This window comes from Methylophaga sp. UBA3603, from assembly GCF_002375335.1.
Classification (GTDB): domain Bacteria; phylum Pseudomonadota; class Gammaproteobacteria; order Nitrosococcales; family Methylophagaceae; genus Methylophaga.
The window spans coordinates 59,445-77,635 of the sequence record NZ_DFMC01000001.1 but is presented as its reverse complement, the minus strand read 5'-3'; the positions used below and the strand labels follow the sequence as shown (position 1 = coordinate 77,635).

Annotated in this window: 12 protein-coding genes; 1 reads left to right on the top strand and 11 read right to left on the bottom strand. The window is 45.4% G+C overall.

The genetic code is table 11. The features are described 5' to 3' along the window. The first annotated feature begins 21 nt into the window (after positions 1-21). The gene (locus tag B4F66_RS00315) at positions 22-1,962 is read left to right on the top strand and encodes an SMP-30/gluconolactonase/LRE family protein (protein WP_292354145.1); all 1,941 of its coding nucleotides are present in this window, start codon (positions 22-24) and stop codon (positions 1,960-1,962) included. A 350-nt stretch (positions 1,963-2,312) separates the two neighbouring features. On the opposite strand, the gene B4F66_RS00310 is transcribed toward B4F66_RS00315, so the two are convergent. From B4F66_RS00310 to B4F66_RS00260, 11 genes are all read right to left on the bottom strand, one after another. Beyond that, positions 2,313-4,025 carry a bifunctional protein-serine/threonine kinase/phosphatase gene (locus B4F66_RS00310; protein WP_292354143.1) on the bottom strand — a complete coding sequence of 571 codons (1,713 nt, stop codon included), beginning with the start codon at positions 4,023-4,025 and terminating at the stop codon, positions 2,313-2,315. Between the two features lie 14 nt (positions 4,026-4,039). Beyond that, positions 4,040-5,506: a NarK family nitrate/nitrite MFS transporter gene (locus B4F66_RS00305; protein WP_292354141.1), complete on the bottom strand. Its 1,467-nt coding sequence runs from the start codon at positions 5,504-5,506 to the stop codon at positions 4,040-4,042. Positions 5,507-5,672: 166 nt separating this feature from the next. Next, positions 5,673-7,172 carry a diguanylate cyclase domain-containing protein gene (locus tag B4F66_RS00300; protein WP_292354139.1) on the bottom strand — a complete coding sequence of 500 codons (1,500 nt, stop codon included), beginning with the start codon at positions 7,170-7,172 and terminating at the stop codon, positions 5,673-5,675. Between the two features lie 35 nt (positions 7,173-7,207). Beyond that, the gene (locus tag B4F66_RS00295) at positions 7,208-8,485 is read right to left on the bottom strand and encodes an EAL domain-containing protein (RefSeq protein ID WP_292412901.1); all 1,278 of its coding nucleotides are present in this window, start codon (positions 8,483-8,485) and stop codon (positions 7,208-7,210) included. Positions 8,486-8,602: 117 nt separating this feature from the next. After that, the gene (locus tag B4F66_RS00290; RefSeq protein WP_292354135.1) at positions 8,603-9,394 is read right to left on the bottom strand and encodes an ABC transporter ATP-binding protein; all 792 of its coding nucleotides are present in this window, start codon (positions 9,392-9,394) and stop codon (positions 8,603-8,605) included. A gap of 9 nt (positions 9,395-9,403) precedes the next feature. Next, positions 9,404-10,426 (bottom strand): ABC transporter permease, encoded by a 1,023-nt coding sequence (locus B4F66_RS00285; RefSeq protein ID WP_292354133.1) that lies wholly within the window; start codon positions 10,424-10,426, stop codon positions 9,404-9,406. 39 nt (positions 10,427-10,465) lie between these two features. Further along, positions 10,466-11,857: a CmpA/NrtA family ABC transporter substrate-binding protein gene (locus B4F66_RS00280; protein ID WP_292354131.1), complete on the bottom strand. Its 1,392-nt coding sequence runs from the start codon at positions 11,855-11,857 to the stop codon at positions 10,466-10,468. 379 nt (positions 11,858-12,236) lie between these two features. Beyond that, entirely contained in the window at positions 12,237-12,854 is a 618-nt protein-coding gene (locus B4F66_RS00275) for an ANTAR domain-containing response regulator (RefSeq protein ID WP_292399533.1), read from the bottom strand. After that, the gene (locus B4F66_RS00270) at positions 12,838-13,704 is read right to left on the bottom strand and encodes a nitrate- and nitrite sensing domain-containing protein (protein ID WP_292354127.1); all 867 of its coding nucleotides are present in this window, start codon (positions 13,702-13,704) and stop codon (positions 12,838-12,840) included. Before B4F66_RS00270 ends, B4F66_RS00275 begins: the two co-directional genes overlap by 17 nt. A gap of 402 nt (positions 13,705-14,106) precedes the next feature. Next, positions 14,107-15,354: a hypothetical protein gene (locus B4F66_RS00265; protein ID WP_292354125.1), complete on the bottom strand. Its 1,248-nt coding sequence runs from the start codon at positions 15,352-15,354 to the stop codon at positions 14,107-14,109. Positions 15,355-15,540: 186 nt separating this feature from the next. Further along, positions 15,541-18,189, bottom strand: coding sequence for a nitrate reductase (locus B4F66_RS00260; RefSeq protein WP_292354123.1), 2,649 nt, complete (start codon positions 18,187-18,189; stop codon positions 15,541-15,543). Between the last annotated feature and the right edge of the window lie 2 nt (positions 18,190-18,191).

Below are 18,191 nucleotides of genomic sequence, written 5' to 3'. Positions count from 1 at the left end.
TTTTCACAATGGAGGAATCCTATGAAGTTTAACCTCAAGACTCTAAGTGCCTTAACCCTTGCTTCGCTTGGTTTAATTAGCACTGCTAGCTTCGCCGATGCAGCTGATGTCGAAAAAAACCTGCATAAACTCAATGTACCTGATGGCTTTAAAGTTGAAGTTTATGCAGAAGTGCCTGGCGCACGGCAAATGGCACTGGGCCAGTCCACCGGTACCGTGTTTGTCGGTACCCGTGGCCAAAAAGCTTATGCAGTAGTGGATCGTAATAAAGATCGTAAAGCCGATGAAGTGGTCACTATTCTTGACGACCTTAAAGTGGGTAACGGTGTCGCCATGTATCAGGGCAACTTATATGTTGCCGAACAAAACCGTATTGCCCGCTATGCAGCGCCCGGCTTTGATCTGAGCCTACCCTTTAAAGAAATGCGCGAAGTGATTTATGAAGATCTGCCTGATAAAGCGCATCATGGCTGGCGTTATATTGACTTTGGACCCGATGGCAAACTCTATGTCACCGTCGGCGCTCCATGTAATATTTGCGACGTAAAAGGTCAGGAAGCCACCATTATCCGGATGAATCCAGATGGCAGTGATGTTGAAATCTATGCTGAAGGTATTCGTAATTCTGTCGGTATGGATTTCCAACCGGACACCGGAACATTGTATTTCACCGATAACAACACCGATATGATGGGTGATGACATTCCACCGGGTGAATTAAACGCTGCACCTGAAAAAGGCATGCACTTTGGCTTCCCCTACTATGCCGGCGGTAAAGAACGTCATGAAGACTGGGCCGATAAAACACCGCCTAAAGACGTTACTTATCCCGTTGTCGAATTTCAAGCACACGCCGCCGCACTAGGCATGAAGTTTTATACCGGCAACATGTTCCCGGAAGATTTCAAAGGTGATGTCATCATTGCCCAGCATGGTTCATGGAACCGCACAGAACCGGTTGGCTATCAGTTAATGCGTGTCACGTTTGATGAAAACAATGAAGTCAGTGGTCATGAAACCTTTATTGATGGCTGGTTAAAGGATGGTGAAGCGTGGGGACGTCCAACTGACGTCTTGCAATTACCTGATGGTTCGGTGCTGGTCTCTGATGATTTTAATGGTGTGATTTACCGCGTCAGTTACGGTGAACAACAGAGTGATGCTCAAACCACCAGCACAAGTCATGGCAACAACACGATAGAAGATCTGATGATGCCGGAATCAGCTATCGCCCATCCGGATGGACGGGTATTTGTCACTGAAATCGGTGAGTTTGGTAAAAAAGGTGATGGTAAAGTCACTGTTGTGAACACCGATGGCAGCACTGAAACGTTAGTTGATGGCCTGAACGATCCAAAAGGCATCGATATGTTTAACAACACCTTATACGTTGCCGATGTCGATCAATTGGTGAAAATCAGTCTGGATGGCAAAAGCGAAGTGATGGTTAAATCAGCTGACTTTCCAGGTAAACCAGTGTTTCTCAATGATGTCGAAATCGATGGTCATGGCAATATCTATGTGTCCGACAGTGGTGATGATAACGGCAAAGATGCCGGTATTTATCGAGTTACAGCCAAAGGCAAGGTAACTGAAATCATCAACCAGAATTCCGGTATCAAACGTCCCAATGGTTTGTTAATGGATGGCTATAACAAGATGCTGGTAGCTGATTTTGGCACTGGTGATTTGTTCCAGCTGGATATTGACTCCGCTAAAGCCACCAAAGTAAACACTGGTTTTGGGGGTGCAGACGGTCTGGTTCGGGATACTGATGGATTTTTATATATCAGTGACTGGAATAACGGCAAGGTATGGCAGTTAAATGAAGCTAAAGCTACGCCACAACTAATCACCGACGAGTATGAAGCCGCAGCCGATATTGCTTTATCAGCCGATGGCAAACATATTCTGATGCCCGATATGAAAGCCGGAAAACTGTATTTCCTGCCGATTAAATAAGTCGATTTAAAATCTCTCAAAAAGCCGGGACTTGTCCCGGCTTTTTGGTTTTTACTAATATGGATTGTTAACGTATTAAACAGGAATAAATCCTTCAGCTTGAATTCAGATTTGTCTGCTAATTTTTCCCACACTGTTAGATTGGTTGTTGTGGGGTGATATATGTTCAACAAACGCAGTATTAAACAATTTCTCATCATCAGTTTTCATTGTTTATTAGCATTACTGCTTCTGATACAAATGAGTTTTCAATGGTTGTTTCCCATCACTAAAATCAAGCGAAGTCTGAAATCTCACCTAGTAGACCCCTCTTTACTTTGTGACCGATCAGAAATGAAGATCTGACACCATCAACCCAATAGTTGGTACAGCAATAGTAGATTAAATAACAAACTTAATACTGCTAACGTTTGCCAGAATCGCACAGGATGACGTTCAATCAATGGCACAAATTCAGTTTGTAAAAATGCCGGGTTGGGTTTTAGCAGATCCGTCTGCAGTTCGGATAAGGCTTCATAGCGTCGTTGTGGATTAAGCTGTACGGACTTTTCTATCGCTTTATCAACCCACACAGGAATATCGTTTGTCACTAGCGTCAGAGATTTATAATTCAGGCGGCTCAATTGCTGACGATTTATGTGTTTTTCGAAACGCTTTCCGTAAGGTAACTGTCCGCTCAGCAATTGGTAAATAATCGAGCCCAAAGAAAACTGATCAGCCTGCACTCCCGCCTGTTCTCCCAGTAGATATTCAGGCGCGGTAAATTCTTTGGTTCCCAGCAGTTTTTTGCGTTCTATCGGCGATGCCACATCCGCGATACCAGCTATTCGGGTGGAACCAAAATCAATAATTTTCACCACACCTTCATCACTAAGCAGGACATTACCGGGCTTAAGATCTTGATGCAGCATATCCAGTCGGTGAAATGCCCGAAGTCCTGAGATCAGTTGTGGGAGTATCTGTCTGACTTCACTCAGACTAAGTGGCCCTTCATCATCCAGTTTCTGTTGCAGCGTTTTGCCCGCCACATATTCCATCACATAATAAAGAAAGCGTCGGGGACGCTGTTGCTCAACGATGCGAACGACATGGGCATTGTCAATTCGTCGTCCAATCCACTCTTCCAGCTGAAAACGTTCCAGATAGGCCGGATCATCTTCAAAGTTTACTGAGGGTGTTTTCAACACCACTTTCTGCTGGGTTTGGGTATCTATTGCCAGATACAGCTGACTGGTGGAACTGGCATGCAGCTCACGTAACACCCGGTAACCATCAAGAATGACACCTTCGTACAATTCTGGTGGAAACGGTAACGCCGTCAATCGGGCATAGACTTCATCCGGCTTGGGATCAGATAACTCGTCAATACAAAACACTTGGCAGCTTACATTATCTCCACTGCCGTTTTGCAACGCTAACTCACACAATTCTTTGGCACACTGCTCAGGATCAGCATTGTCGCTTAACTGCTGTTTAATGACATTGTCTGCAACAAACTCATAAACACCATCCGTCATCAATATAAAAACATCACCCTGTTCCACAGCCAGGTTTTTATAGTCGATATCCAAAGCATAATCGACTCCCAATGCCCGTCCCAGATATTCCTTTCCTTGATCCAGTTTTATACGGTGATCCTGGGTTAGTTGTTCCAGCGTATTATTACGATAATGATAGATACGGGCATCGCCAACATGAAATAGATGAGCGGTAACTGATTTGATAATCACCGCCGAGAAGGTCGTAGCAAAGCCTCGTGACATTTCCCGAAACTGATGACTCTGGCCACACAGCCAGACATTTATCGCCGTTAAAACCTTGCCACCGGATTGTTTGACCGACCAGGTATCTGGTGTACTGAAATAATCAGCAATAAATCCGGTGATGGCGGCATGACTGGCCTCGCGGGCCTGTTCGCTGCTACTGATACCATCGGCAATTGCACAGATGGTACCCTTGCTTTCCAGCAGCAAGCTGTTCTCCGGGGCATAAAAACCGATCGCATCCTGATTTTCGGCTTTCACTCCGGCCCGCGAGTATTGCCCGCAACGGACTTTCAGCATGATCTCGATCCCGTTTAATGCACGTCGATCATTTGCACGGTTCCATCCGGCAATACTTCTGCCATCTGGCCGCGCGGCTCATCCATAAATTGCACTACGATCAAGGTAACAACCGCGGTGGCAGCAATTACCCAGAAAAACAACTGCGCTGAGACCACGGACAATACCGTCAAAAACAATAACGCACCGACATTACCATATGCGCCTGCCATGCCAGCAATTTGTCCCGTCAGACGACGTTGCACTAAAGGTACCACAGCAAACACCGCTCCTTCACCCGCCTGAACAAAGAACGAACAGCACATGGTCGCCAACACAGCTAATACAATAAACCATTCAGGCGTAATCAGGCCCATAACAAAATAGCCCACAGCCAGGCCTGCCAGACAAATGGTCAGCGTCAATTTACGACCCAGCTTATCACTGAAGTAACCGCCGGTTGGGCGTGAGACCAGATTCATAAAGGCAAAACCGGATGCCAGTAGTCCGGCCTGAACAACAGTAATATCAAATGTTTCACTGAAAAATAGCGGTAACATCGACACCACCGCTAACTCAGAACCGAACGTTGCCAGATAGGCCAGATTCAGCACCGCGACCTGCTTGAATTTGTAACGATGAATTTCTGGAACCGGCGTATGAAATATAGATTTGTTGACCTGAAAAATATGATAAAGCTGGTACAAAAACAACAGTATTAGTCCAGCATAAATCAGCATGGATACTGATTCAGTCAGTAATGAGACCCCGTTTGGAGACAGTTTCCAGGCCAGTAGTGCCAAAGCGCCATACATCGGCAGAGTCATCAGAATTAATAAAACAAAGTCGCCTTTGCTGGTAACTTCCATTGCCCCGGACTTTTTCGGTTTGAAATAAGTTGACCCTTTTGGCGTATCAGAAACGCTGTTGTAATAGATAAACGCATAAATCAATGCAATTAAGCCGGTCAGCGCTACCGCATAACGCCAGCCTTCATCACCGCCAAACATCAACGCAATCGTCGGCAGACTCATCGCCGCTGCAGCTGAACCAAAATTACCCCAGCCCCCGTAAATGCCTTCCGCCAGACCGACCTGTTTAGCTGGAAACCACTCTGAAATCATTCGAATACCGATAACAAAACCGGCACCAACAAAGCCCAGCATAAAACGAGCTAAGGCCATTTGTTCAAAACTGTCGGCCATCGCAAAAAAGAAACACAACATACTGGAAATCCCCAGCAGCAATGAATACATGATTTTGGGGCCGTATTTATCTACTAACATCCCCACCACAATCCGGGCAGGAATGGTCAGCGCGACATTCAGAATCAATAGAGTTTTAACTTGCTGGTCGGTGAGGCCAAGTGTTTCTTTAATCGAAACCAGTAATGGTGCATGGTTAAACCAGACCACAAAACTGATAAAAAAAGCCATCCAGCTGAGATGTAAAATGCGGCTGTTACCGCTGAAGGATAAAAATTTTAAATTTGAGGCAGACATTGTGTTCTCACTTCAGAACGTTTGACCAACATTGGTCATCATCTAAAGCGGGAATTATGCCAACTTATAAGCTATTGATTTTGTTAAGTACTTATTATTTAAACAGGTATCTTATGCACTTATTTAAGCCGTAGTTATTCTTGCTGCACCATGGCTGTGCAGATTGTCAGGCGACAAAGGCCACTGCATTCTTGCCTGATTGTTTTACCCGGTACATCGCTTCATCGGCTGCTTTTAACAAGGCATCAATGTTTTCACCGTCCTCGGGATAACGGGCAATGCCAATACTGGCCCCCACCTGACAAGGGCAGTTATCAATCACCATTTTTTCGGAAAGTGTGGCAATGATTTTATCGCCTACCGTTTGTAAATGCGTATCTTTAGCTACATCACTAATCAGCACGACAAACTCATCTCCACCAATACGGAATACGGTATCCGATGCACGTAAACGCTGACCAATGCGCTGGGCCACCTCTTTTAATAAAGCATCACCCACATGATGACCACAGTCGTCATTAACGGATTTGAAGTTATCCAGATCAATAAACATCATCGCCAGCGAAGTACCCTTACGCTGTGCCTGTAATATGGCCTGCTCTGCCAGCAGGCTGAACTGTGCCCGGTTGGCCAGACCGGTCAAACTGTCTTTATGCGCCATTTCGGTGAGCGCCAGCTCCAATTGTTTGCGTTCGGTAATATCACGAATATCACCGCTGAGTTCAATGGTGCGACCATCTTCACTACGATTGAGTTGAAGTAACATTTCCGCATCAATTAGTGCATTGTCAGCCCTGACCAGTTGTACTTCACAGCGGCTATAAGGCAAAGGACGAAATTTTTTGGCCAGTAATAATAAATGTGAGATGCGTGTCGCTGATTCCTGATCAAACAGGCGGTGGTAGTGTTGGCCGAGATAATAACGTTCTTCGTGTTGCAGCAATAATTTCACTGACGCACTAATAAAGGTGATATTGCCACTGGCAGAATTGATGACGATAACGATATCTGAGCTTTTTTCCATCAGCTTGCTGAAATACTGCTCGCGACGGATCAATCGACTTATTGCCATCACAAATGACAACAGAATCAAAATCACAATAATGCTCTGTAGTCCTCTCAACAAATATGTTTGCCGTTTAGCAGAAGCTTCGAGTTGATTGGTTAATTTATTCATCAGGGCAAGTAACTGCGGATTATCCGCCACCATGGCATTCACCAGTTGCTCCAACGCCGATTCCCTAAGCTGCATTTGTTGAATAGACCGGTACAACGGTTCCCACAACTCAATTGACTGCTTCAGTGTTTTTTGAATTACGGTTTCCTTGAATTGTTCAACCTGAATAAGTTGACCATTGGCGCTTAACGTTTCACCACCATTCATCATGGCGTTAAGAGTTTGATCGAATAAGGACATGGCCTCCATCAATTCCTGATAAGCCTCGTCGGTACTAAGCCCCTGACTCTGCTGATATCGCATTAACAACAGTGCTTTGGTCATTTTCTGTGACAACATGCGTTGACGACCAGCAATATTGATATTGATTGAGGAAGCTTCCAGCTGAACCGAAATATGATAATTCATTGCCAGTAACGTGACATCAAAGATAATCACCAGACTGAGTGGCAGCAAAAAATATCGGTACTTTTTGATTACCTCAAACATGCCCCCCCCTTGTTATCCGCTAAGGATTTTTAGCGTTAATCGTCCTGCCAGTCCAGATCGCAACAAAACACATAAAGCTTGTTATGTACCACTACCGTCTGGGAAACCGTGATGCACATTCTGGAATCTGCAACGGATAGATAAGGTCGACTAACCTGCATTTCACCGGGATGTTCAATGGCTCTGAAATGATAGTGTTTGTGTGACCAATTAGCATTATCACCTGACAAAAGCGGGGTAAAACGCGTATCCATTTTTTGCTGGTAATGTGGAGAATAGACATTTCTGGCCATCTGATAGCCTACTTCATCCAATAAATAACAGCGCACCGCACGCTTTTCCTTAAACAAAATAAGCGTGCTGGTATCAAAGGCATTGGTAATAGAAAATTCACTGACAGCCTGACGAAACAGTGTTTCGATCTTTTTGAAATCCTGATTCATTTGATGGCTGTTTTTAAAACGCTGGCGTTGCTGAATTTTCAAAAGATGATCAATATCTTCAGCAAATTTCGTGTTTTGGGAGATACGTTGTTGCGGGCGGGCAAAATAGAACCCCTGAACCATATCGGCGTTGGCGGCAATAGCCACCAGCGCTTCCCGTTCAGTTTCCACCCCTTCTATTACCACCAGACTACCGGCTTCGTGGATCAGTGAAACGACGCCAGTCAGAATGCGTTCAACTCGACTCGAGGTGCCCGCACCATGGATCATGCTGCGATCAATTTTTACAATATCCGGTTCCAATTCCCAGATACGATCAAAATTGGAATGGCCGGCACCAAAATCATCAATCGCTATCAGGCAGCCCAAATCCCGAAAGTGGCGAATCAAACTACGTAAGTATTGCCGGTCATCAATTTCACTTTCGAGAATTTCAATCACCACGCGATGGGGAGTAATACCGGTTTGTTCAAATAATGTGTTCATAAAGCCGGCATCCGGCCGCTCAGAAACCAGACATTGTGAATTCAGGTTCAAAAACAACCATGTTTCACCATTCGGCTGACGGGCAAAATTGTGCATATGCAACCGTCGACATAATCGATCCAAAGACAGGTTTTCAACACCGGTTTGGGGTATTGCCAGCAGTTCTAGTGGTGAATGAGGTTGTTGTTCTGTATCGACCGCGCGAATCAGTCCTTCGTAGCCAACAGGACGACGATGCGAGATGCTGAAAATGGGCTGAAAATGACTGCTCAACGTTAAATGATGATAATCAGCCGTCACATATAGACTGGTTTGTTCAGCATCATGCATCTGCTGCATTGGCATACCTTTAAATTCTGATTGGAAAGCAACTGTGTTCAACATAATATAGCGGTCAATTCACCGAGAAGTTTTGTTAATTATCAAACCTGCCCAAGTTGAGCAGGTTTGATTCACACTTGCATCCATGCCAACGCGTCTTATTTAGCTCATTTCAACGCATTAGGCAGCCTTCCTGGCATGCCTTTGATGTAAAAATTTAATCACTTCAGAACGGTAATGGTTGTAATCGGCATTATCTGCCAAGTCCAGTCTTTGTCTGGGTCTGGGAAGATCTACCTGCAGAATTTCACCAATACTGGCTGCCGGACCATTGGTCATCATCACGATTTTGTCAGACAGCAACACGGCTTCATCCACATCATGGGTAATCATAATAACGGTGTTGTTCAAATCTGCCTGAATTTCCATCAACGAATCTTGTAAATGGGCACGAGTCAACGCATCCAATGCACCGAATGGCTCATCCATTAACAAGACTTTTGGCTCCATTGCCAACGCTCTTGCAATACCGATACGTTGTTTCATACCACCTGAAATTTCCGCGGGTAGTTTATCTTTGGCATGAGTCATATGCACCAATTCCAGATTATGCAATGTCCAGTCACGAATTTGCTGACGATTACGGGTTTTACCAAACACCGATTTCACTGCCAATTCGACATTTTGATAACAAGTAAGCCAGGGAAACAAGGCATGATTCTGGAACACGATAGCCCGATCCGGACCCGGTTCATTTACCTCTTTGCCCTGGAGAATCACTCCACCTTCAGTGGCCTGATACAAACCACCAACAATATTCATAACGGTCGATTTACCACAGCCTGAGTGACCAATAATACTGACAAATTCGCCTTTATTGATTTGGATGTTCACATTGTCCAACGCCCTAAATGGGCCATTGGCGGTTGGAAAATCAATGCTGACATGATCGATATTTAAATAACTTTCCATTGTCTGCTCCTAGCGAATATTTGCGGTTTTGTCGTATGAGAAAAACTTCTGCAATGTGAGCATAATGCGATCCAAGGCAAAGCCAATCAGACCAATCGCCAATACCGCGACCATAATACGGCTGAGCGAATTGGAACTGCCATTTTGGAACTCATCCCAGACAAACTTACCCAGCCCCGGGTTTTGTGCGAGCATTTCTGCTGCAATTAATACCATCCAGCCGATCCCCAGCGAAATTCTCAATCCGGTAAAAATCATCGGAATGGAAGAAGGAACCACGATTTTCCACACCGTCGTGAAATATCCCAGTCGCAACACCTTTCCCACATTAAGCAAGTCACGATCAATGGAGGACACGCCAACCGCAGTATTAATCAAGGTCGGCCACAAAGAACACAACATAACGGTGATGGCCGAGGTAATAAATGACTTGGAGAACATCGGATCGGCCGAGACATACACTGCACTGACCACCATGGTCACAATGGGCAGCCAGGCCAGTGGTGACACTGGTTTGAAAATCTGGATCAGAGGATTTATTGCGTTATACAGATTTTGACTTAAACCACTGACGATACCGATCGGAATCGCAATCAAACTGGCCAGCAGAAAACCGACAAATACGGTAAACAGACTGGTCCATATCTGATCAATAAAAGTGGGTCTTCCATTGAAGTCCCGAACTTTAATTTCGGCATCGGGATTTTTCGCCAGTTTGTTCGCATTCCGCTGTTCCTGGCGCTGATAAAAATCTGTCTCACGCTGACGTTCAGCCTGATGTTCTTCATTCAGCACCTTAACCTGCTCCCATACCTGAACCGGTCCGGGTAATTGGCCAAGACTGGTATCAACTTTGGCAGCTCCAAAATGCCAGAAAAATAGAAAGGCAAGCATCGCTATCAATGGCAAACCAATCATTTTTACTAGCTGTTGAAATTGAAACCCGGCGGGTTCCCCACCAGCGATTTTCGCCAGTGGGACGAACCAGTTGAGCCCCGTTATTTCCAGAAAATATATAAGTTTATCGTTCATAAGAGTCCATCTTTGTCCGTTTTATGAAAAGCAGGGGAATTAATCCACCTGCTCCTCTCCTTTCAGGCCAATGGCAAATTTTTCCAGGTAAGCATTAGGTGCTGTCCCGTCAAATTCGATACCATCGATAAACTCATTTTGAGCCGGTTTGAAACCCGTTTCAGAGGTGAAATCTGGGAAATCTGTTACAGCTAACTTGCCCTCTTCAATCAATTCTTTTGCTGCAATTTGATAAATATCGGGACGATAAACTTTCTTTGCCATATCGGTATACCAGCTATCCGATTTGGCTTCCGGGATCTGGCCCCAACGACGCATTTGGGTCAGATACCAGATGGCGTCACTGTAATATGGATAGGTCGCGTTATAACGGAAAAACACGTTGAAATCGGGGATTTCACGTTTATCACCTTTTTCGTATTCAAAGGTGCCCGTCATACTGTTAGCAATGACATCATAATCAGCACCGACATAATAACTTTGTGAAAGTATTTCAACGGCCTCAGGACGATTGGCATTATTCTCAGCATCCAGCCAATGTGCAGCACGGATAAGGGCCTTAACTAATGCAATATGGGTGTTGGGGTTTTCATCAGCCCATTGCTGGCTAACACCGAACACCTTCTCTGGGTTATTTTTCCAGATTTCGTAGTCGGTAATCACCGGTACCCCGATCTCCATAAATACTGCCTGCTGATTCCATGGCTCGCCCACGCAATAACCTTCAATGGTTCCAGCTTCCATCGTCGATGGCATTTGAGGTGGAGGTGTGACCGATAACAAGGCTTCTGCCTTAAGCTGACCACTACTGTCACCTTTGTGCGGTGCGTAATAGCCTGGATGAATGCCACCAGCTGCCAGCCAGTAACGTAATTCATAGTTATGGGTGGAGACAGGAAAAACCATGCCCATATTGAACGACTTACCTTGCTGTTTGTAACTATCAATAACCGGTTTTAAAGCTTCAGCACTGATTGGATGCTGGGGCTTGCCATCCTCAGCCGTGGGGATATGCGGTTTCATCTGTTCCCATACATTATTGGAAACGGTGATCGCATTACCATTGAGATCCATACTGAAGGCGGTAATGATATCGGCCTGAGTTCCATAACCAATTGTCGCACCAAGCGGTTGTCCGGCAAGCATATGAGCACCATCAAGTGCACCATTAATTACTCCATCCAGCAGCACTTTCCAGTTTGCCTGGGCTTCCAGCGTGACGTACAAGCCTTCATCTTCAAAAAAACCTTTTTCATAGGCGATTGCTAATGGCGCCATATCGGTGAGCTTGATAAAACCGAGGCGAAGATCTTCTTTTTCCAGCTCTCCCGGAGCTGCCAGTGAGTTTGTCGAAAAACTGATAACACCAATGATGCCAACGGCAGATAACCAGCGGCGTATGGAATGTGAATTTACTTTAGGTAAAGACATAAATAGCTCCAACTTTTAGGGCCAGTTCATTCTGATGATTCCATTACTGGAGATCATAAAAACAAGGCCAGAGGACAGAAAACGGCGACGTTGCCCGATACCGGGGAAATCATTTCCAGACACGGTTTTCAATCCTGCGTTGGATTGTTCCAAGACCCTCTGATTTTCATAGCCAAGAACAAAAACGGCTATGAAAAAACAACAGATCCCACTGTCCTATTTGCAGTTAATATGCCAATCACATACCTATTTAAAAAATAATATATTTCAATCACTTATAAAATCGCTTTACTAATAATCAATTTCAACTTGCGTCGCTTTGGGGCTTAACAAAAGGTCTGGCACTCAGATGGTGCAGTAACAGACCATTTTATTTAACTCAGTTATGAGGATGAGTTTCCAGCAGGTTTGCTGTAGCCAAGACCTGTTTTGCCAACATCGCCAGACGCATGTTCTGGTTCATCGCTGTGGTGCGTAACAGACGATAAGCTTCGTCCTCACTGCACTGACGCTGCTGCATCAAAACGCCTTTTGCACGGTCAATAATCTTGCGTTCTGCCAGTTTGGTTTCCAGTGATTGCACCTGTTGACGCATCGTCTGTTGTTGCAGAAAACGGTTTCGTGCTGTGCTCAGTAACGGCAACACCCTATGCGGTTGTAAACCATCAACCACATACGCACTGACGCCAAGCTCAATAGCCTGTTTTTCGACCTGCGCGTCATAAACGTCGGTGAAAATAACCACTGGCATTGGCTGCTGTCTGAGTAACATATCGACAAGCGCCATCATGTCACTATCGCAATTACGAACGGCCAGAATGAACATGCCAGTAAATTCGAGTTGTTTCATGGCTAGTTTAGGAAGAGAAGCCGATTGGTTGGTCACCTCAAACATGGTGCCACTCAATTGTTCGACTAATTGCTGTGCTATATCAGAACGATCGCACACCAATGTGGAGTTAAAATTTTGTGTCATGATGTCAGTTGAGTTTCGCATGATTATCCGCAGCATAGTTAATGATAAGAGAAAACACATTGAGTACCGTATCAATGGCACGGGAGGCCGTTTTAAAGTAATCATCGGCTGATAAGGTAATCGAACCTTCAATCAGCACTTGTTGATCAATGGTCTGTAACAATAAATCTGTATCGCGTTCGATTTTACCGTTTTGACCAGCCAGAATTCCCACCAGGTCTTTATTACGAATTCCGGCAATTTCCCTGAGTAATTCACCGATCCTGCTGTTTGCTGTTAAACGTTGGAATGACAACATCATCGTTTCGGTGCCCCCTGCCTGACCTCGGGCACATAGGGTCGATCCAACGGCACGCATTTGGCCGAGAATTTCAGCAGCTCTGAGAGTGTCAAGACAGATTTCGGATAAGCGAGTGATGTTATCCAGCATAAAATGGTGAAGGTTGTACAAACGGCTAAGATCATCAAACAAAGACAATTGGCCTTCGATCATCGCATTGTGCTGCCGGATAACCTGATGAGGAGTCAGCTTGCGATCCAGTATCTGCTTTTTAAGTCGCGGCCAGTGATCTACAAACGATTGCCATTGCGGTAACGTTTGCATTTCGGTGTTTTGTGCACCGAGAATAAATTGATCGATTTGTTGCTGCAGAAAGGTCAGCTTGCCGACCAGGGAAGCATTTCCAGCACAGACAGCACTGCTGGTGCCCCGATGTTGCTGAGATAAATCAATTAACTGTTTTAAATTAACCAGTTGAGAAATGGCAAATTCTGTACGTCGTTTATCACGGAAATTCAGGGTGAATTGTCTGGTAGCAGCAAAACATGCTGCTACCGATAATGCACCTGCAATGGTGGGGTTGACTATCATAGCCTGACTCTCAATTAGTCGTTGTTCCGATTATTCCCAGCTGAAAAGATAACCAGCCATTAAGCCTAAGGGAGAAATCAACACTAACAAAAGCAGCTTGAATAACTCTTTCATCAAATAGAAAAAATCAACTAAGTATCCCATTGTTGTGGCCTCCTTCTTTGTATGGCAACGACAACGATATTGCATAAGCTGTGCCAGAGATAAAATTATTATTTATCAGTAACTTAAAAATTCATCTTGTCACGTCATGCATTAAAATGGGCTGTAGTAAACGGACCATCGCTTATTTTTGGTGCGCCGAAGCAGAATTACAGATAAAAAAAAGCCAGCCCTGAAGGGCTGGCTTGGTACAACAAAGGCAGCTATGAAAAATCAACAGCCTCTAATACCGAGGAGATATCAGAACTTAACTTGTCCATAGACCCAGAACTTTTCAGTATCCACTAACGATGGAAATTCATCATCCGCTTGATAATCAGCGTATTTCACACCCACGGTGTAATGCTGGTTAAAGGTTTTCTCCAACAGAACATCCAGCTCATTACCGGCATCCAGACTGTCCTGGTCCGTTTCAAAGTCATGGTAGGAAACAATCAGTTTGGCTCCGAAAATCACATTGCCAACGACTGTTAAATAAGCATCTTTCAGTCCTTGTGCCGGAGTGTTCAGGAATTGATCGGCCCAGCCCTGAAACGCATGATTAGTGCCCAGGGGTGTTTTAAAACTGTCCGTTCCATCGCCTTCCTGCACTTCATAAGAGAGTTTGGCCATCCAGCCTTTATGCTTGGCACCCAGCTCTGCCAGATAATAATCCTGAGCATCCATGGTGCCGCTTTTATAATCACTTTGACGGGCATATTCGGCTGTATAAACCAGATTCCAGGCATCATTGATCGCAGGAGCACCACTGAGTCGCACACCCAATGTTTTAGAAGAGGTCGCTTCGGCATCTTCATATTCCAATAAATACCCATAGCCTTCCAGTTTGCCAAATGGTAAACCGCTGTATTGGGCATTAAGCAAATGAGCTTCAACATCAATTACGCCATTTCTGATAATCCCAGCATCACGATCATCCCCAAAAATAGTGTTTATTTTATTGACAAAAGCGTAACTCAGCCTGGTATCAGGTAAAGAAGTATTCTGAATCGAAAAAGCATCAAAGGTTTGATGATTCTGCCGCCATAACACATTACCAATATAACGATGGAATGGTGCATCTCGGTAGGTAATTTGCTGACGACCAAATTTCGCAACGGTATCAAAGCCCTGATAACTCAGATAAGCCTGATTGACTTCAGTACCATCCGGATCTGCCACTACTGAATATTCAGTCTCACCATTAGTGGTGCTATTGTAATTATCACCGCCCAGATCAGTAACATTCTCAAACTCAAGAAATGCACCAAAACCATTTAAACGGCCGGTTTCATACCCCAGGGTAGAACGCACGGTAAATGCATCGGCATCTTTCAGGTCGTTATCCTGTTCAACAGATTCATAACGGGCACGGGCAGAAAAACTGACCTTTCCGCCAGTCAGGGCTTCGATAAAGCTGTCTTGTTCGGCTGCAGCCGCTGTCATTGAAAATGTGCCAATGAAGCTCGCCATCAACGTCGTTGCAGTATATGTAGGTAATTTTGACATGATCCTTCCTTAATTTACGGGCCGCGAAAATACCTTCGGCGACCGAAATATCAAAAAAATAGAGATTGATTTGCCACGTCGTTATGGCTGCATACGCGCTGGGCGGTTCAGAGGGCAATGCATCATCGTAAATACACAACACTCGTCAATTTGTTCAGGCAGAAACAAGCTCTGCCCTGACAGCTGTCAGGAATTAGCCAACAACTGTTTTAATTCGGGAATGCAGGATCCACAGTTGGTCCCTGCTTTTAAACATCGGCCAATATCATCAACCGATTTGGCTTCACCTTTACGGATAGCGTCTTTAATGGTGGTTTCGCCAACACCGAAACAGGCACAAACCATTTTGCCTTTATCCTGCTGTCCCGGCCCTGGACGGCCTGCAAGCAGACTCTGCCGGGCAGCTCCATCCAGTGTTTCTTCTGAAAATAATTGAGATAGCCAGCCACGTTCTGGCAGATAATGGTCGGCAGCCAGAAACATCACAGTCTGTAACTGATTATCAACAATATTGGCAGCACGATAGCGGCCAGCTCGCTGGTCACTGAATTCGATCCATTCACCTTGCTGTTCTGTAATATTCTGAATCCACTCAAGTGGTTGCTCTACCCAGTTTTCACCAGCCAGTTCATAGCGCCAGAACTGCTGACCTTTGACTTTGACCCAATAGGCTGTTTCAGTGAGGCTCAATGGCTTGCGGGATAAAATAAAACCATGCCAGCGCGGCAAAAATGGACGTACATTCACCGGGGTATGTTTGGACTCGGGTTGACCGGAAATGGGATCGGTTAGGGGTGCGACCAATGTGTCAACACGTGCCTGTGAGGCAAACTGTCCATTCCAGTGAATAGGCACAAAGATGCTGCCCGGGCGTTGATCCTGAGTTAAATTCACCCTTCCGGTGAGTCGTCCCCATTTGCTTTCAACCTGGGCCAGAGCCTTGTTCTGGATCTGCCAGTGGCCGGCATCGACCGGGTGCATATCAATCATCGGTTCACTGATATGCGCATTTAATCTGGGTGCCCGTCCGGTGCGGGTCATGGTATGCCATTGATCACGGATACGGCCGGTGTTTAACACTAAAGGAAAGGTATCATCGACTTCGTTTTGCGGATAATGCGGATCAACCGCAATCATTCTGGCTTTACCGGAAGCGGTATAAAAATGATTATCGGTAAACATTCTCGCTGTGCCCTGAGGCGCATTTTCGGTCACTGGCCACTGAATGGGTTGCAACGATTCATATTCCTGCTCGGTGATATTGGCCAGAGCGCTAATATCAAAATCACGCTGTCCCTGATTTTCAAAGGCAGACAATCTGGCATGTTCACGAAAGACATCTACGGCCGTTTCAAACTGAAACTGTTCAGCAAAGCCCATACGTTTGCCGACTTCCTTGAGCATCCACCAATCGGCTTTAGCTTCACCGGGTGCTGGTAAAAAAGCCCGTTGATGACTGATACGTCTTTCAGAGTTGGTGACAGTGCCGTCTTTTTCGCCCCAACCAAGCGCCGGCAGCAGTACATCGGCAAATTCGGTGCAGTCAGTTTGCTTTTCAATTTCAGAAACAATGACCAATTCACATTTTTCCAACGCTCTCTTGACCTGATCAGCATCCGGGATGCTCACCACCGGGTTGGTGGCAATAATCCAGACAGCTTTGATGTCACCACGCTCTATCGCCTGAAACATCTCAATGGTTTTATGACCGGCAGTATTGGTTAAGCGATCGGTGTTCCAGAAACGTGACAAACGATCATGATGTTCTGGTTTTTCTATTTCCATATGAGCCGCCAGCTGATTACTCAAGCCACCGACTTCACGCCCGCCCATCGCATTGGGTTGACCAGTAATGGAAAACGGCCCCATACCGACTTTGCCAATCCGACCAGTGGCCAGGTGACAGTTGATAATGGCATTACATTTATCCGTGCCGCTGGTCGATTGATTAACGCCTTGAGAGAACAGGCTGATAGTTTTTTCAGTCGAGGCAAACAATTGATAAAACTTTGCTATATCGGCTTCAGATATTTCCGTCTGACGTGCCACTTGTGGAATATTGGCAGCGGTTTTTCCCGCCGAATCCAGTGATGAAGCAAAGCCTTCCACATATTGCTCAAGATAATGCCAGTCGATACAGTCATGCTGTTTGAGATAACTCAGCAAACCATTAAATAAAAACGCATCCGCACCGGGCCGTAATGGCAGATGCAAATCGGCGATATCGCAGGTGGCCGTTTTTCGGGGGTCAATCACTACCACTTTCATATTCGGCCGGTTTTGCTTGGCCTGAGTAATACGCTGAAACAGTACCGGATGACACCATGCAGTATTGGAACCGACAATCACCAACAGATCGGTTTGTTCGAGATCCTCATAGCTGCACGGCACCGTATCACTGCCAAATGCACGTTTATGCGCGGCCACAGCAGAAGACATGCATAAGCGCGAATTCGTCTCGATATTGCCACTGCCAATAAAGCCTTTCATCAGCTTGTTGGCCATATAGTAATCTTCGGTCAAAATTTGACCTGACACATAAAACGCCACGGCCTCCGGACCATGTTCATCAATGATCTGTTTAAACCGGTCACTGACATGGTTCAGTGCGTTATCCCAGTCAACCCGTTTGCCATTTACCTGTGGATACAACAAACGATTATCCAGACCGCCGGTTTCCCCTAAAGCAGAACCTTTTGAACACAAGCGTCCTAAATTAGCGGGATGGGACGGATCACCTTTTATGGCGACCGTACCATCGGTTTGCGGAGCAGCTAAAACGCCGCAGCCGACGCCACAATAGGGACAAGTTGTTTGTGTTGCGTGTTGTGCCAACA

What these genes read in the sequence shown, in the direction of transcription:
- B4F66_RS00315 (WP_292354145.1), top strand. Translation starts at nt 22, where the DNA reads ATGAAGTTTAACCTCAAGACTCTAAGTGCCTTAACCCTTGCTTCGCTT.
- B4F66_RS00310 (WP_292354143.1), bottom strand. Translation starts at nt 4,025, where the DNA reads ATGCTGAAAGTCCGTTGCGGGCAATACTCGCGGGCCGGAGTGAAAGCC.
- B4F66_RS00305 (WP_292354141.1), bottom strand. Translation starts at nt 5,506, where the DNA reads ATGTCTGCCTCAAATTTAAAATTTTTATCCTTCAGCGGTAACAGCCGC.
- B4F66_RS00300 (WP_292354139.1), bottom strand. Translation starts at nt 7,172, where the DNA reads ATGTTTGAGGTAATCAAAAAGTACCGATATTTTTTGCTGCCACTCAGT.
- B4F66_RS00295 (WP_292412901.1), bottom strand. Translation starts at nt 8,485, where the DNA reads ATGTTGAACACAGTTGCTTTCCAATCAGAATTTAAAGGTATGCCAATG.
- B4F66_RS00290 (WP_292354135.1), bottom strand. Translation starts at nt 9,394, where the DNA reads ATGGAAAGTTATTTAAATATCGATCATGTCAGCATTGATTTTCCAACC.
- B4F66_RS00285 (WP_292354133.1), bottom strand. Translation starts at nt 10,426, where the DNA reads ATGAACGATAAACTTATATATTTTCTGGAAATAACGGGGCTCAACTGG.
- B4F66_RS00280 (WP_292354131.1), bottom strand. Translation starts at nt 11,857, where the DNA reads ATGTCTTTACCTAAAGTAAATTCACATTCCATACGCCGCTGGTTATCT.
- B4F66_RS00275 (WP_292399533.1), bottom strand. Translation starts at nt 12,854, where the DNA reads ATGCGAAACTCAACTGACATCATGACACAAAATTTTAACTCCACATTG.
- B4F66_RS00270 (WP_292354127.1), bottom strand. Translation starts at nt 13,704, where the DNA reads ATGATAGTCAACCCCACCATTGCAGGTGCATTATCGGTAGCAGCATGT.
- B4F66_RS00265 (WP_292354125.1), bottom strand. Translation starts at nt 15,354, where the DNA reads ATGTCAAAATTACCTACATATACTGCAACGACGTTGATGGCGAGCTTC.